We start from the raw sequence: 14,116 nt of genomic DNA, 5'->3' as shown, positions 1-14,116 counted from the left end.
GCCGCCCGGCCCCCCGCGCCCGCCCGCCCCCCCCCGGGGGCGGTGGTGCCCCCCCCCGGCCCGGCCCGCCGGCTATCCCCCCCCCGGGCGGGGCCGCGCGGACTCCGCGCGGCCCTTCCGCATGCCGACCAAAGTCGGCGGGCTCTCGACCTGCGGCCACTGGCCCGCGCGGGCGGCGCGGCTACCGTTGGGCGCGTGGACCTCTTCCGGCGATCGCGGCGCGAATGGCTCGGCGACCTGGGCCTGACCGCGGCCGCGGGCGCGCTCGGCCTCCTGCTGCTGATGGGGACGAAGGAGGACCCGCCTCCCGACGTGCCGGTCGTGGTGCCGCGGGACCTCGCGATCGGCTCGGTCTGGCTGGCCTTCCTGCTGCTGTTCCGGCGGCGGCACCCGGTGGCCGTCGCGGTGACGATGATGTTCGCGCAGTGGACGGCCACGTCGGCGCTCGGCATCGCCGCGGTCGCGGTGTACTCGCTGGCGATGCTGCGCCCCTGGCGGGTCGTCCTGCCGCTCGCCGGCGCGAACCTGGCGATCATCGTCACGCTGTTCTGGATCACCTCGCCGCTGCACCAGTTCCGGCAGGGCGCCGTCGTCTTCGTGCTGATGTACGCGGTGCTGATCACGGCGGGCATGCTGGTCAGGTCGCGGCGGCAGCTGATCGCCTCGATGGAGGAGCGGGCCCGCGCCGCGGAGACCGAGCAGCGGCTGCGGGTCGAGGAGGCGCGGCTGCTGGAGCGCGAGCGGATCGCCCGGGAGATGCACGACGTCCTCGCGCACCGGATCTCGCTGCTGGCCGTGCACGCGGGGGCGCTGGAGTTCCGCCCGGACGCGCCGGCGGACCAGCGCGAGGCCGCCGGGGTCGTCCGGCGGTGCGCCTACGAGGCCATGGAGGACCTGCGCGAGGTGATCGGCGTGCTGCGCGACGACTCGCCCGGCGCGGACCCGGAGCGCCCGCAGCCGACGCTCGCGGACGTGTCCGCGCTCGTGCGGGAGTCGCGGCGGGCCGGCGGGCGGATCACGCTGGAGGAGAACGTGCCCTCCCCCGGCCGCGTCCCGGCCCGCGTCGGGCGGCACGCCTACCGGATCGTCCAGGAGGGGCTGACCAACGCGCGCAAGCACGCGCCGGGCGCCCCGGTGCGGGTGTCGCTGGACGCCGGGTCCGACCTGGACATCGAGATCGTCAACGCGCTGTCGCCCGGCGCGCCCGCGCCGCCGCTGCCGGGGTCCGGCGCGGGGCTGGTCGGGCTCGCCGAGCGGGTCGCGCTGCTCGGCGGGACGCTGGAGCACGGTCCCACCGCCGACGGCCGGTTCCGGCTGCGGGCCCGCCTCCCGCTGGGGACCGCGCATGCCCACGGGGCCGCCGGGAAGGGTGATGTGCATGGCGAACTCCTCTGACCGGCCCGTCCTGGAAGAGCTCGACCGCGCCGAGTGCATGCGGCTCATCGCCGGCGGCGTCGTCGGCCGGGTCGCGTTCGACGACGGCGAGGGGCCGACGGTCATCCCGGTGAACTACGCGGTCGACGGGGACTCGGTGATCTTCCGGACGTCGGCGACCGGGCGGATGACCCGCAGCCTGCTGACGTCCGTGCCCGGCGGGGAGGTCCGGGCGGCGTTCCAGGCCGACCGGTTCGACGAGTCCGCGCGCACGGGCTGGAGCGTGCTGCTGCGCGGCGGCGCCCACCGGCTGTCGGCCGCGGAGCGGGCCGCGGTCCCGCAGGTCGAGCCGTGGCCGGGCGACGAGCGCGGCGAGTGGTTCCGGCTGTCGGCGCTGGAGGTCAGCGGGCGCCGCCTGTCCCGGCGCTGAGCGGCCGTAGGGTGAGCGGATGGACTCCTCCCCCGTCCGGGTGCTGATCGTGGACGACGACGCGCTCGTCCGCGCCGGCCTGTCGATGATGCTGGCGAACGCCGGCGACCTGGAGGTGGTCGCGGACGTCGCCGACGGCGCCGAGGTCGTCGGGGCGGTGAACCGGCACCGGCCCGACGTCGTGCTGATGGACATCCGCATGCCGAGGGTGGACGGGCTCGCGGCGACCGAGCTGCTGCGCGCCCGCCGCGACCCGCCCGAGATCATCGTGCTGACGACGTTCGACACCGACGACCACATCCTGCGGGCGATGCGCGCGGGCGCGAGCGGGTTCCTGCTGAAGCACACCCCGCCGCCGGAGATCGTCGGCGCGATCCGGCGGGTCGCCGCGGGCGAGCCGATGATGTCCCCGGCGGTGCTGCGCAAGATGATGTCCTACCTGGCCGCGAGCGGCGGCGACCCGCGCCGCGACCGCGCCCGCGAGCTGCTGGCCCGGCTCAGCGACGGCGAGCGGGCGGTGGCCGCCCTGGTCGGACGCGGCCTGACCAACAGCGAGATCGGCGGGGAGCTGTCGCTGAGCGTCGCCACCGTCAAGGCGTACGTGTCGCGGCTGCTGACGAAGCTGGACCTGAACAACCGGGTGCAGATCGCCCTCCTGGTCCACGACGCCGCACTCGACGACTAGCGTCCCCGGGACCCCAGGGGGACGTCCCGCAGGAGCAGCGCCGCCGCGAGACCGGCCGCGAGGACGGGCAGCGCCGCGACGAACAGGCCGGAGAACGCTTCGGCGAAGGCGGCGGCGACCGCGTCCTGGACGGGGCCGGGCAGGGTGGCGAGGACCTCGGGGCGGACCGCGTCGGAGTAGGCGGGGACGCCGCCGCCCGGGAGGCGGCGGACGATCTCCTCGGCGAACCGGTTCGCCACGATGGAGCCGAAGACGGCCATACCGGCGGCGGTGCCGAGCATCCTCGCGGCGAACACGCCCGAGCTGGCCGCGCCCAGGTCCCGCCGCGGCGCGGCGTTCTGCGCGATCAGCATGACGACCTGCTGCGACAGCCCGGCCCCGAACCCGAGGACGGCCATGTAGCAGCCGGCGGCCGCCAGGCCCGTGCCGGCGTCCATCGTCGCGAGCAGCGCGACGCCCGCCATGCTGATCGCCATGCTCGCCGCCGGGAGCCGGTGGTAGCGGCCGGTCCGGTGGATGCGGCGTCCCGCGCCCATGGCGGCGGCCACGAGCGCGGTCATCATCGGCAGGAGCAGCAGGCCGGACCTGGTCGCGTCCACTCCCCCGACGACCTGGAAGAACATCGGCAGGTACGTCGCGAGCCCGAACCCGGTGGCGCCGCCGACGGCCGCGACGGCGCAGGCGACGCCGAACGAGCGGTCGAGGAACAGCCGCGGCGGGACGACCGGCTCGGCGGCCGTCCGCTCGGCGAGAACCCACACGGCGGACAGCACCGCCGCGCCCGCGGCCAGCGACAGCACGACCGGCGAGTCCCACGCGTAGCGCGTCCCGGCCCAGCTGGTGAGCAGCGTGAAGCAGGTGACGGCCGCGCCGAGCAGGACGATGCCGAGGTAGTCGATCCGGGGCCGCCCCTCCGGCCTGGGCAGGCGCAGGAAGACCAGCGTCGTGGCGGTGGCCGCGAGGCCGAGCGGCATGTTGACGTAGAACACCCAGCGCCAGGAGGCGTGGTCGGTGAGGAACCCGCCGACCAGCGGGCCCGCGATGCTGGACACCGCGAAGATCAGCGCCGAGTACCCCTGGTACTTGGCGCGCTCGCGGGGCTCGAACAGGTCGCCGGTCAGCGCGAACATCGAGCTCATGAGGCAGCCGGCGGCGGCGCCCTGCACCACCCGGAACACGATCAGCCAGGTCATGCTCGGGGCGGCCCCGCACGCCGCCGATCCGGCCAGGAACCCGAGCAGCCCGGCCAGCAGGACGGGCCGGCGTCCGAACAGGTCGCCGAGGCGCCCCGACAGCGGGACGGTGACGCTGGTGGCCAGCACGTACGCCGTCGACACCCAGGCGATGCGGTCCAGCCCGCCGAGGTCCCCGACGATCGCGGGCAGCGCCGTGCCCAGCACCGTCGCGTCCAGCGAGGACATCAGCCCGGCGAGCATCAGCCCGCCGAACACCCAGATCCGCTCGCGCCGGCCCATCGGCGCGGTCGTCGCAACCATGTGCACCTCACATTCATATGCTTTACGCATTTAGATGCTAAGCGCACGCAGATGAGTCGCGCAAGGCAACTAGACTTGCCGCCATGGGCGAGGAGGCGCTCGACTCGGTCGAGCGGAGCATGGTCCGGCTGCGCCGCGGCATGTCGCGGCAGCGGCTCGGGAAGGCCGCGATCCGGGAGCACAACCTCCCCGTCGACGTGCAGGTCCTGCACGTGGTGGACGTGATCGACGAGGGCCCCGACCGCCCCGGCGAGGAGATGAGCGTCGGCCTGGTCGCCGCCCGGCTCGGCGTGGACGCCTCGCGCGGCAGCCGCATCGTCGCCGAGGCCGTCAAGTCCGGCTACGTCCGCCGCGTCGCCTCCCAGGAGGACGGCCGCCGCATCACCCTCGAACTCACCGACGCCGGCCGCCGCGTCGTCGACGCCACCCGCCGCACCCGCCAGGAGCACTTCGCCAAGGCCATGAGCGACTGGACGGACGAGGAGCGCGCCGAGTTCGCCCGCCTCCTGGCCCGCTTCGTCCACACCTACGAAGGCTGACCCCCTCGGGCGGCCTCGCCATGCCCGCACGCGCTCCCGCACCCGCTCGCCGCGCCGCGCGCACGTCATCCCGTGGTCGCGGATGGAGGGCGCGCGCGTACACCCGGAGTTGCAGGCGCGGATCCCGATGCTCGGACGCGCGGCGGACGGCGCGGCGGGGCCGTCCGTCTACCCTGGCCGCATGGGTGCTCACCGCGGTCTCCTGCCGGCGCGCGGCCGGTTCCGGGATGCGGCCCTGGCCGGCGGCGTGCTGCTGGTGGTGGCGGTCAGCAGCCTCAACTCGTTCATCGGCGCCGCCCCCGAGCCGTGGACGGCGAAGGCGGCCGGCTGGACCCTGATCGTCCTCGCGTGCGGGGCGCTGTACTTCTCCCGGCGGTTCCCCGTGGCCGTCGGCTCCTTCGTCCTCGCGGCCACCGGCGCCTACTACGTCATCAGCGTCAACGACGGCGGGCTGATGATCGCCCACATCGTCGCGCTGTACATGGTCGCGGCGTGCGGCAGGCTCAGCGCGGCCGTCGTCCTCGCCGCGCTGACCGTGATCGCGACCGGCAGCGGGACGCTGCTCGGCAACGACGACGTCAACGCCGTCGCCCTGTTCATGCTGACCGGCTGGGTCGTGGCGGTGGTCGCGCTCGGCCGGGTCTGGCACGGCCGCCTCGCCTACCTGCGGGAGGCCGAGCGCCGCGCCGCCGGCGAGGAGCGGCTGCGCATCGCCCGCGAGCTGCACGACGTCGTCGGCCACCACCTCTCGCTCATCAACGTCCAGGCCGGGACGTCGCTGCACCGCTTCCACCGGGACCCGGCGCGGGGCGAGGCCGCCCTCGCCGCGATCAAGGAGTCGAGCCGGGACGCGCTGCGCGACCTCCGCGCGACGCTCGGGCTGCTCCGGCAGGACGGCGAGGAGGCGCCGACCGCGCCCGCGCCCGGCCTGGTCGGGATCGGCGAGCTGATCGGGTCCGCGCGGTCGGCGGGGCTCACCGTGCACGGCCGCGTCGCGCGGGCCGCCGATCCGCCGACCGAGGTCGCGCTGGCCGCCTACCGGATCGTGCAGGAGTCGCTGACCAACGTGTCGCGGCACGCGCCCGACGCGGAGGTCACCGTCAGCGTCGAGGACGGGCCGGGCGAGCTGCGCATCGAGGTCGCCGACGACGGCCCCGGGCAGGGCTGGGGCGCGCCGGGCAGCGGCGTGCGCGGCATGCGGCAGCGGGCGCGGGCGCTCGGCGGGGACCTGACCGCGGGTCCCGGGCCGGAAGGCGGGTTCGTCGTCCGGGCGCGGCTGCCCTACGAGGCGGCGAGCCGATGATCGAGGTGCTGCTGGCCGACGACCAGGGCCTGGTCAGAGCGGGGTTCCGCGCCATCCTCGACGACGAGGACGACATCGCGGTGACCGGCGAGGCCGCCGACGGCGAGCAGGCCGTGGCCGCCTGCCGCGAGCTGCGCCCCGACGTGGCGCTGCTCGACGTGCGGATGCCCCGGATGGACGGCCTGGAGGCCGCCCGGCGGATCACCGCCGACCCGCGCCTGGACGGCGTCCGCGTCGTCATCCTCACCACGTTCGACCTGGACGAGTACGTGTACGGCGCGCTGCGCGCCGGCGCCACCGGCTTCCTGCTGAAGGACACCGAGCCCGCCGAGCTGATCCAGGCGGTGCGGGTCGCGGCGCGCGGCGACGCGCTGATCACCCCGTCGGTGACGCGGCGGCTCATCGGCGAGTTCGCCGGGCGCGTCGAGGCGCCCGAACCCGGCCCCCGGCTGAAGGCCCTCACCGAGCGGGAGCGCGAGGTCATGCTGCTCGTCGCCGCCGGGCAGAGCAACGACGAGATCGCCGCCCGGCTGGTGCTGAGCCCCGCCACCGTCAAGTCGCACGTGAGCCGCATCATGGCGAAGCTGGACGTGCGCGACCGCGCCCAGCTGGTCGTCCTGGCCTACGAGTCGGGCATGGTCAACCCCCGCTGGATGCGACCCGGGTCGTAGCCGCGCCGCCGGGACCGCAACTTCCGGTGCGGCCCGGATGCCGACCGCGGGCCGATGCCGGCGGGCGTCCCGGTTCCCGACGCTGGAGGCATGAATCCCACCGGCGCATTCATCGGCTTCGTCGTGGGCGGGGCCGCGGGCTTCCTGCTGACCGAGACGGTCGGTGCGTTCTTCACCTTCGTGATCGACCGGACGCTCGACGTCGACGGCACCCCCGCGCTGCTCGCCGCCTTCATCGCCGTACCCGTCCTGACCGCCGTCCTCGGCGCCGCCGTCGGCGCCCGGCTCCAGAACCGAGGTTGACGTGACCACTCCGACCATCCCGTCCGCCGGCCGGTTCGGCCGCCTGGCCGCCTGGTCGCAGCGCCGCCGCTGGGCGGCGCTCGTCCTCTGGGTCGCGGTCGTCGCGGCGATCACGGTCGGCTCGCAGGCCGCAGGCAGCGCGTACCACAACGACTTCTCGCTGCCCGGCACCGAGTCGCAGGCCGCCGCCGACCTGATGACCGAGCACGGCTCCCGGCAGGCGGGGGCCACCGTCCAGATCGTCGCCGCGGACCCGCGGGGGCTGGACGGGCACCGCGCGGACATCGGGCGGATGCTCGACCGGGTCCGCGGGCTGCCCGGCGTCACCGGCGTCGGCGAGCTGTCGGTCTCCTCGTCCGGCACGATCGGCTACGCCACCGTCACGCTCGACGGCGCCGCCGAGGACGTCCCCGCGGACCGGGTCACCGCGATCATCGAGACCGCGCAGGCCGCCGCCGGGGACGGGCTGCGCATCGAACTCGGCGGCGACCCGGTGCGCGGCGCCGAGGAAGGCGGGGGCGGCGCGGCCGAGGGCGCGGGCATGCTCGCGGCCCTGGTCGTCCTCGTCCTGCTGTTCGGCTCGCTCGTCGCCGCCGCGCTCCCCCTCGGCACCGCCCTGTTCGCGGTGGGCGGCGCGGTCGGGCTGATCGCGCTGGCCTCGCACGTGTTCACCGTCGCCGACTTCACCCCGCCGATCATGATGCTGATCGGGCTCGGCGTCGGCGTCGACTACGCGCTGCTGATCTTCTACCGGTACCGGCAGGAGCTGCGCGGCGGCGCCGACCCGGCCACCGCCACCCGGCGCGCCCTGGACGCCGCCGGGCGCACCGTCTTCTTCGCCGGCTGCACGGTGATCATCGCGCTGCTCGGCCTCATCGCGCTCGGGCTCGGCTCCCTCCAGGGCGTGGCGCTCGCGGTGGCCCTGACCGTGCTGGTCACCATGGCGGCATCGCTGACGCTGCTGCCCGCGCTGCTCGGCGTCTTCGGCGGCCGGATCCAGCGCCAGGTCCGCAGGCGGGCGGCGAAGGCCCGCCCGGGCGAGACCCGCTGGCACCGGCTGGCGTCGGCCGTCCAGCGCCGCCCCGTGCCCGCGCTGCTCGCCGCCGTCGTCGCGCTGCTCGCGCTGTCGGCGCCCGCGCTGCACATGCGCCTCGGCTTCGCCGACGCGGGCAACGACGCCCCGTCCACGACCGGCCGCCAGGCGTACGACCTCCTCGCCGAGGGGTTCGGGCCCGGCTTCAACGGCCCGCTGATCGTCGTCGCGAAGGGCGACGCCGGCCCGCTCCGCGCGGAGCTGGCGCGGACGGAGGGCGTCGCCGCCGCGACTCCCCCCATACCGTCGCGGGACGGAGCGGTCTCCGCCGTCGTGGCGTACCCGGCCACCGCCCCGCAGGACGAGGCGACCGCCGACCTCGTCCACCGGCTGCGCGAGGACGTGCTCCCGTCCCTCTCGGCGCGGACCGGCGCCGAGTATCTGGTCGGCGGCCCGACCGCCGCCGCCCAGGACTTCTCCGACGCCGTGTCCTCCCGCATGCCGCTCTTCGTCGCGATCGTCGTCGGCATGTCGGCGCTGCTGCTGATGGTGGTGTTCCGCTCGGTGCTCATCCCGGTCAAGGCCGCGCTGCTCAACCTGCTGTCGATCTCGGCGGCCCTGGGCGCGATCACCCTGGTCTTCCAGGACGGCCGGTTCGGCGCGCAGAGCGGCCCCATCGAGGCGTTCATCCCCGTGATGATCTTCGCGATCGTGTTCGGCCTCTCCATGGACTACGAGGTGTTCCTCGTCTCCCGCATCCACGAGGAATGGGAGCGCGCCCGGGACGCCTCGCGCGCCGTCCGCGAGGGCCTGGCCGCCACCGGCAAGGTGATCACGGCGGCCGCCGCGATCATGATCGTGGTGTTCGCGGCGTTCGTCCTGAGCCCCGACCGCATGCTCCAGCAGTTCGGCCTGGGCCTCGCCGTGGCCGTCCTCCTGGACGCCGTGGTGATCCGCTGCCTGATCGTCCCGGCCGTCATGCAGCTGCTCGGCCGCCGCGCCTGGTGGCTGCCCGGCCCCCTGGCCAGGCGCCTGCCGAGAGTGGCCCTGGAGCACCCGTGACCAGGCCCCGGCTCAGCCCACCCGGGAGCGGAGCAGGCAGAACTCGTTGCCCTCCGGGTCCTGCAGGACGACCCAGCTCTCCTCCCCCGTCTGCCCGACGTCGGCCGGCCGCGCCCCGAGGGCCAGCAGCCGCTCCAGCTCCGCGTCCTGGTCCCGGTCGGTGGCGTTGACGTCGAAATGGAGCCGCATCTTGCCGGGCGTCGGGTGGTCGCTGCGGCTGAGGATGAGCGTCGGCTGGAGCCCGCCGAACCCTTCCGCGGGCCCGATCTCGATGTCCTCCCCGTCTCGGTCGAGTTCCACGAACCCGAGCACCTCGCACCAGAACGGCGCGAGCTTCTCCGGGTCCCGGCAATCGATCACCAGTTCCGTGATCCGGCACGCCATCCGGCTCCTCCTCGCTGTTCGCGCCCACGGGCCCCGATGCCCCGGACGCGACCAACCTAGCGCCATGATCGCGCCGGGGCCGATTCCGGTCTCAAGCTGCTGAATCCGGCACTGGCCGTCGAGGGCGTCCACCCGCCCGAGTGGGTGCTGCACCGGGCCACGCCGCCGCCACCGGACCGGCGGCTGTGAGGCGCGGCCCGAGCCGGGGCGGGCACGGGCAGGCTACCCCCGCACCTCGTTGATGCGGATCATGTTGCCCGCGGGGTCGCGGACGGCGCAGTCGCGGACGCCGTAGGGCTGCTCGGCCGGCTCCTGGACGATCTCGACGTCGCCGGCCTGCAGCCGCTCGAAGGCGCCGTCGAGGTCCGGGGTCGCCAGGATGATCATGGCGTAGGTGCCCTTGGCCATCATCTCGGCGATCATGCGGCGCTCGTCGTCGGTGACGCCGGGGTCGGCGACCGGCGGGTGCAGCACGATGGACGTGCCGGGCTGCCCGGGCGGGCCGACGGTGATCCAGCGCATCTTGCCCTGCCCCACGTCGTTGCGCACCTCGAACCCGAGTTCGTCGCGGTAGAAGGCCAGGGAGGCGTCCGGGTCGTCGTGCGGCAGGAAGGTGGAGTGAATGGTGAAGTCCATGCCGGTCACGCTAGCCACGGCCCGCCGGCCGGCGCTTCTCGATTCCTGACCGGTCCGGTCACCTCTTCCCCACCACCCCCCCCGGCCGGGTCAGGCGGGCGCGGGCGGCACAATTGCCGGTATGAAGATCGATCTCAGCGGGCGCACCGCTTTCGTCAGCGGCTCCACGCAGGGCATCGGCCGCGCGATCGCCGCGGGCCTGGCGCGGGCCGGCGCCACCACGGTGATCAACGGCCGGTCCGGGACCGGCGTCGAGGAGGCGTTGCGGGCGCTCCGGAAGGAACTGCCGGACGCCCGCCTGCGGGGCGTCGCCGCGGACCTCGCCACCGCCGAGGGCGCGGAGGCGCTCGCGGCCGAGGTCCCGGACGTCGACATCCTGGTCAACAACCTCGGGATCTTCGGCCCGCGCCCGGTGCTGGAGATCGACGACGCCGAGTGGCGGCGGTACTTCGAGGTCAACGTCCTGTCCGGGGTGCGCCTCGCGCGGACCTACCTGCCCGGGATGATCGACCGGGGCTGGGGGCGGGTGCAGTTCATCGCCAGCGACTCGGCCGTGGTGATCCCGGAGGAGATGGTGCACTACGGCGTGTCGAAGACCGCGCTGCTGGCCGTCTCCCGCGGCTACGCCAAGGCCGCCGCCGGTACGGGCGTCACGGTCAACACGGTCATGGCGGGCCCGACCCACACCGGCGGCGTCGAGGACTTCGTGGCCGACCTCGTCGGCGGCGACCTCCCCTGGGACGAGGCGCAGCGCCGCTTCATGGCCGAGCACCGGCCCAACTCCCTCCTCCAGCGGCTCATCGAACCGGAGGAGATCGCGAACATGGTCGTCTACCTCAGCTCCGACCACGCGTCCGCGACGACCGGCGGCGCCCTGCGAGTGGACGGCGGCTACGTGGACGCGATCCTGCCCTGACGCCCGCCGCGGTCGCGGCGCCCGGGTCTCCGGGCGCCGCCAGGGTCCTAGACGCGGCGGAGCACGGCCACGACGATGCCGAGGACGACCGCGCGGTCGCCGTCGATGACGTCGTAGGCCGGGTTGCGGGGTTCGAGGAGGACGTGGCCGCCGCGGCGGCGGAACACCTTGACGGTGGCCTCGCCGTCGATCATCGCGGCGACGATCTGGCCGGAGTGCGCCTCGGGCTGCCGCCGGACCACCACGAGGTCGCCGTCGCAGATCGCGGCCTCGATCATCGAGTCGCCGCGGACGCGCAGGGCGAAGACGGTGCCGCGCCCGGTCAGCCCGGCGGGCAGCGACAGCACGTCGTCGACGTGCTCTTCGGCGGAGATGGGAGCGCCCGCGGCGATGTCGCCGACGACGGGCACGGCGACCGAGTCGCCGGCGCCCGCCGCTCCGGGGCGCTCGCGGAGGAACGCCCGCACGTCGATCGGCCGGGCCGTCGAGGCGCCGCGCCGCAGGAACCCCTTCTCCTCCAGGCCGGCCAGGTGCCTGGACACCGACGACGGGGACCGCAGGCCGACGGCGTCGCCGATCTGCCGGGCGCTCGGCGCGTACCCGTACTTGACCGCCCAGTCCCGGATGGCGGCCAGGATCTGCTGCTGGCGCGGAGGCAGAAGCGAGGGGTCCAGGCCCTCGAACCCGTCGAGATCGTAGTCAGCGGTCACCCGCAAGAGCATAGGGCCCGCCTGCGCGATCACGGCCTTGACGGGGCAGGCCGTTCGCATGCGCCTTCGCTTCGTGGAGAGCAGCCACTGGATGGCTGCTAGCACGTCCACCAGGACTTTCAACCTGATGGTTGACAGTGCGGGGACGGCTGCCTACGCTGGTTTCAACCAACAAGTTGAAAGTGAGGCGGAGGGTGACCACGGACGCGCTGTCCCGGGTGTTCGCCGCCCTCGCGGATCCGACCCGGCGCGACATGGTCGCGCGGCTCGCCGAGGGCGACGCGACGGTGAGCCGGCTGGCCGAGCCGTACGAGATGTCGCTGCAGGCCGTCTACAAGCACCTGCGGGTGCTGGAGGACGCCGGGCTCGTCAGCCGGCCGCCGGGGCCGCAGCCGCGGGCGGTGCGCCTGGAGGCGGAGGCGCTGGACCTGATGGACGCCTGGATCGAGCGCCACCGGCGCCGCGTCGAGGAGCGCTATCGCCGCCTCGACGCCCTCCTGGCGAGGATGGAAGGAGAAGAGGATGAGCAAGAACCCCGAGACGAGGATCGAAGCCGACCCGGACGTGCCGGTCATCCGGATGACGCGTGAGTTCGCGGCGAAGCCCGAGCAGCTGCTCCGCGCGCACACCGACCCGGACCTGTTCGCCCAGTGGGTGGGGCCCGACGGCATGACCACCCGCATCGAGCACTGGGACGCGCGGACCGGCGGCAGCTGGCGGTACGTGGCGTCGCGCGACGGCGAGGAGTACGCGTTCTACGGCTGCTTCCACGAGGTGCGGCCCGACCGCATCGTGCAGACGTTCACGTTCGAGGGCGAGCCCGACTCGGTCGCGCTGGAGACGCTGTGGTTCGAGGACCTCGGCGACGGCCGCACGCGGCTGCGGACGCAGTCGCTGGTCGACAGCTTCCAGGCCCGCGACGCGTGGCTGCGCAGCGGCATGGAGACCGGCGTGAACGAGGGGTACGCCAAGCTGGACGGGATGCTCGCCGATGGCGCTGTCTGACCGTCCCGCCGAGCGGCACCGGCAGGTCGCCGGGCGGTTCACCGACCGGGTCCGCGGCACCGCGTCCTGGGACGCGCCGTCCCCGGTCGACGGGTGGACCGCCCGCGACGTCGTGCGCCACCTGACCGACTGGTTCCCCGCCTTCCTGGCCTCGGGCGCCGGCGTCGACCTGCCCCGCGGGCCGTCGGTGGACGAGGACCCGGTCGCCGCATGGCAGGTCCACTGCGACGGCGTCCAGGCGGTGCTGGACGATCCGGAGACGCCGCGGCGGAAGCTCGCCAACCCGCACATCGGCTCCGTGCCGCTGGACGAGGCGATCGACCGGTTCTACACCGCCGACGTGTTCATGCACACCTGGGACCTGGCCAGGGCCACCGGCCAGGACGACCGGCTGGACCCCGGGTTCTGCGCGGAACTCCTCAGCGGCATGGAGCCGATCGAGGACGTCCTGCGCTCCTCCGGCCAGTACGGCCCGCGGGTCGAGGTGCCCGGCGACGCGGACGTCCAGACCAGGATGCTCGGCTTCATCGGCCGCGACCCCTTCTGGCGGCCGCGGTGAGGCCGGTCTGCCCCGTCTAGGGGCGCAGGGCTTCGCACAGGGCGTCCAGCGCGGGCCGGTAGGCGGCGCCGAGCGGGGTGCTGTAGCCGATGACGAAGCCCTGCGGCCGCCCGGACGGGTCCTGCCAGTGCTCGCGGAGGGGCATGAGCGCGAGGCCGAGGGACGCGGCGCGCCGCATGACCTCGTCCTCGTCCGGCCCGCCGGAGGGCAGCAGGACGAGGGCGTGCAGGCCGGCCGCGACGCCCCGCACGCGGACGTGCGGGGCGCGGGCGCGCAGCGTCTCGACGAGGAGGTCGCGCCGGCGCCGGTAGCGGAGCCGGGACGCGCGGACGTGCCTGTCGTAGGCGTGGGTCTCGATGAGGTCCGCGAGGGCGAGCTGAGCGAGCGACTGCGTGTGGGCGTCGGCGAGCCGTTTGGCCTCGGTGACCGGTTCGACCAGGTGCGCGGGCAGCACCAGCCACGCGATCCGCAGCGCCGGGGCCAGCGTCTTGGACGCGGTGCCGCCGTGGACGACGAGGTCGGGGGCCGTGCCCTGCAGGGCGCCGACCGGCTGCCGGTCGTAGCGGAACTCGCCGTCGTAGTCGTCCTCGATGACCGTCCCGCCGGAGTCGCGGGCCCAGGCGGCGAAGGCGCGGCGGCGGTCCGGGGCGAGGGTCGCGCCGGACGGGTACTGGTGCGCCGGGGTGAGCACGGCCGCGCCCGCCCCGCCGGGCGGCCCGGCGAGGGCCTCGGGGCGCGCGCCCCGCTCGTCCACCGGGAGCGGGACGACGCCGAGCCCGGCTCGCCCGACGATGGCGCGGTGGAAGAAGTGGCCCGGCTCCTCCATCGCGAACGCCGTCGCCCCGGCGTCGCGCAGCACGGACGCCAGCAGCCCGAGCCCCTGCGCGTAGCCGGACGTGATCACGATCCGCGCCGGGTCGGCGTGCACGCCGCGGGCCCGCCCGAGGTACCCGGCGAGCGCGGCGCGCAGCTCCGGCCGCCCGCGCGGGTCGCCGAGCGCGTGGGCGCCG

The 14,116-nt window shown here is 74.9% G+C and carries 17 protein-coding genes; 12 read left to right on the top strand and 5 right to left on the bottom strand.

The window, feature by feature from the left end; translation table 11 throughout:
- The first annotated feature begins 195 nt into the window (after positions 1–195).
- The 3 genes from ABTW95_RS35090 to ABTW95_RS35080 are packed head-to-tail and all read left to right on the top strand — an operon-like array spanning position 196 to position 2,489.
- Positions 196–1,395, top strand: a complete 1,200-nt coding sequence (locus ABTW95_RS35090) for a sensor histidine kinase (protein ID WP_396448760.1) — start codon at positions 196–198, stop codon at positions 1,393–1,395.
- A complete protein-coding gene (locus ABTW95_RS35085) occupies positions 1,379–1,804 on the top strand; it encodes a pyridoxamine 5'-phosphate oxidase family protein (RefSeq protein WP_500228571.1) in 426 nt (141 codons plus the stop codon). The genes ABTW95_RS35090 and ABTW95_RS35085 overlap by 17 nt, the downstream gene beginning before the upstream one ends.
- A gap of 19 nt (positions 1,805–1,823) precedes the next feature.
- Complete coding sequence (locus ABTW95_RS35080) at positions 1,824–2,489, top strand: response regulator transcription factor (RefSeq protein ID WP_500228570.1); 666 nt, start codon at positions 1,824–1,826, stop codon at positions 2,487–2,489.
- Here ABTW95_RS35080 and ABTW95_RS35075 read toward each other — a convergent pair.
- Positions 2,486–3,985, bottom strand: coding sequence for an MDR family MFS transporter (locus ABTW95_RS35075; protein ID WP_500228569.1), 1,500 nt, complete (start codon positions 3,983–3,985; stop codon positions 2,486–2,488). The two genes, ABTW95_RS35080 and ABTW95_RS35075, sit on opposite strands and share 4 nt — an antisense overlap.
- An 83-nt stretch (positions 3,986–4,068) precedes the next feature.
- On the opposite strand from ABTW95_RS35075, the gene ABTW95_RS35070 reads away from it, so the two are divergent.
- The 5 genes from ABTW95_RS35070 (at position 4,069) to ABTW95_RS35050 (ending at position 8,896) form a co-directional block, all read left to right on the top strand.
- The gene (locus tag ABTW95_RS35070) at positions 4,069–4,524 is read left to right on the top strand and encodes a MarR family winged helix-turn-helix transcriptional regulator (protein WP_396448764.1); all 456 of its coding nucleotides are present in this window, start codon (positions 4,069–4,071) and stop codon (positions 4,522–4,524) included.
- A 181-nt stretch (positions 4,525–4,705) separates the two neighbouring features.
- Positions 4,706–5,827: a sensor histidine kinase gene (locus ABTW95_RS35065; protein WP_500228568.1), complete on the top strand. Its 1,122-nt coding sequence runs from the start codon at positions 4,706–4,708 to the stop codon at positions 5,825–5,827.
- The gene (locus ABTW95_RS35060) at positions 5,824–6,498 is read left to right on the top strand and encodes a response regulator (RefSeq protein WP_396448766.1); all 675 of its coding nucleotides are present in this window, start codon (positions 5,824–5,826) and stop codon (positions 6,496–6,498) included. The genes ABTW95_RS35065 and ABTW95_RS35060 overlap by 4 nt, the downstream gene beginning before the upstream one ends.
- A 90-nt stretch (positions 6,499–6,588) precedes the next feature.
- Positions 6,589–6,801, top strand: coding sequence for a hypothetical protein (locus tag ABTW95_RS35055; RefSeq protein WP_396448767.1), 213 nt, complete (start codon positions 6,589–6,591; stop codon positions 6,799–6,801).
- A 1-nt stretch (position 6,802) separates the two neighbouring features.
- The gene (locus ABTW95_RS35050) at positions 6,803–8,896 is read left to right on the top strand and encodes an MMPL family transporter (protein WP_500228567.1); all 2,094 of its coding nucleotides are present in this window, start codon (positions 6,803–6,805) and stop codon (positions 8,894–8,896) included.
- Positions 8,897–8,908: 12 nt separating this feature from the next.
- On the opposite strand, the gene ABTW95_RS35045 is transcribed toward ABTW95_RS35050, so the two are convergent.
- A complete protein-coding gene (locus ABTW95_RS35045) occupies positions 8,909–9,280 on the bottom strand; it encodes a VOC family protein (protein ID WP_396448769.1) in 372 nt (123 codons plus the stop codon).
- Positions 9,281–9,502: 222 nt separating this feature from the next.
- Positions 9,503–9,916 carry a VOC family protein gene (locus ABTW95_RS35040; protein WP_396448770.1) on the bottom strand — a complete coding sequence of 138 codons (414 nt, stop codon included), beginning with the start codon at positions 9,914–9,916 and terminating at the stop codon, positions 9,503–9,505.
- Between the two features lie 121 nt (positions 9,917–10,037).
- Here ABTW95_RS35040 and ABTW95_RS35035 point away from each other — a divergent pair, with 121 nt between their 5' ends.
- Positions 10,038–10,832, top strand: a complete 795-nt coding sequence (locus ABTW95_RS35035) for an SDR family NAD(P)-dependent oxidoreductase (protein WP_396448771.1) — start codon at positions 10,038–10,040, stop codon at positions 10,830–10,832.
- 47 nt (positions 10,833–10,879) lie between these two features.
- Here ABTW95_RS35035 and lexA read toward each other — a convergent pair whose 3' ends face one another.
- Positions 10,880–11,542: a transcriptional repressor LexA gene (gene lexA, locus ABTW95_RS35030; protein WP_396448772.1), complete on the bottom strand. Its 663-nt coding sequence runs from the start codon at positions 11,540–11,542 to the stop codon at positions 10,880–10,882.
- A gap of 194 nt (positions 11,543–11,736) precedes the next feature.
- Between lexA and ABTW95_RS35025 the strand changes: the two genes are divergently transcribed.
- From ABTW95_RS35025 to ABTW95_RS35015, 3 genes are read left to right on the top strand one after another with little or no spacing between them, the layout of a single operon-like run.
- Entirely contained in the window at positions 11,737–12,132 is a 396-nt protein-coding gene (locus tag ABTW95_RS35025) for an ArsR/SmtB family transcription factor (protein WP_396448773.1), read from the top strand.
- A complete protein-coding gene (locus tag ABTW95_RS35020) occupies positions 12,065–12,547 on the top strand; it encodes an SRPBCC family protein (RefSeq protein ID WP_500228566.1) in 483 nt (160 codons plus the stop codon). The genes ABTW95_RS35025 and ABTW95_RS35020 overlap by 68 nt, the downstream gene beginning before the upstream one ends.
- Entirely contained in the window at positions 12,534–13,106 is a 573-nt protein-coding gene (locus tag ABTW95_RS35015) for a TIGR03086 family metal-binding protein (RefSeq protein WP_396448775.1), read from the top strand. Before ABTW95_RS35020 ends, ABTW95_RS35015 begins: the two co-directional genes overlap by 14 nt.
- 16 nt (positions 13,107–13,122) lie before the next feature.
- On the opposite strand, the gene ABTW95_RS35010 is transcribed toward ABTW95_RS35015, so the two are convergent.
- Positions 13,123–14,116, bottom strand: a 994-nt coding sequence (locus tag ABTW95_RS35010; RefSeq protein WP_500228565.1) for an aminotransferase-like domain-containing protein, incomplete at its 5' end; no start/stop codon positions are given.

The sequence above is a fragment of the Spirillospora sp. NPDC127506 genome, assembly GCF_040302145.1.
In the GTDB taxonomy this organism is placed as follows: domain Bacteria; phylum Actinomycetota; class Actinomycetes; order Streptosporangiales; family Streptosporangiaceae; genus Spirillospora.
The sequence above is the reverse complement of the archived record's forward strand: the minus strand, read 5'-3'. Positions and strand labels throughout refer to the sequence as shown.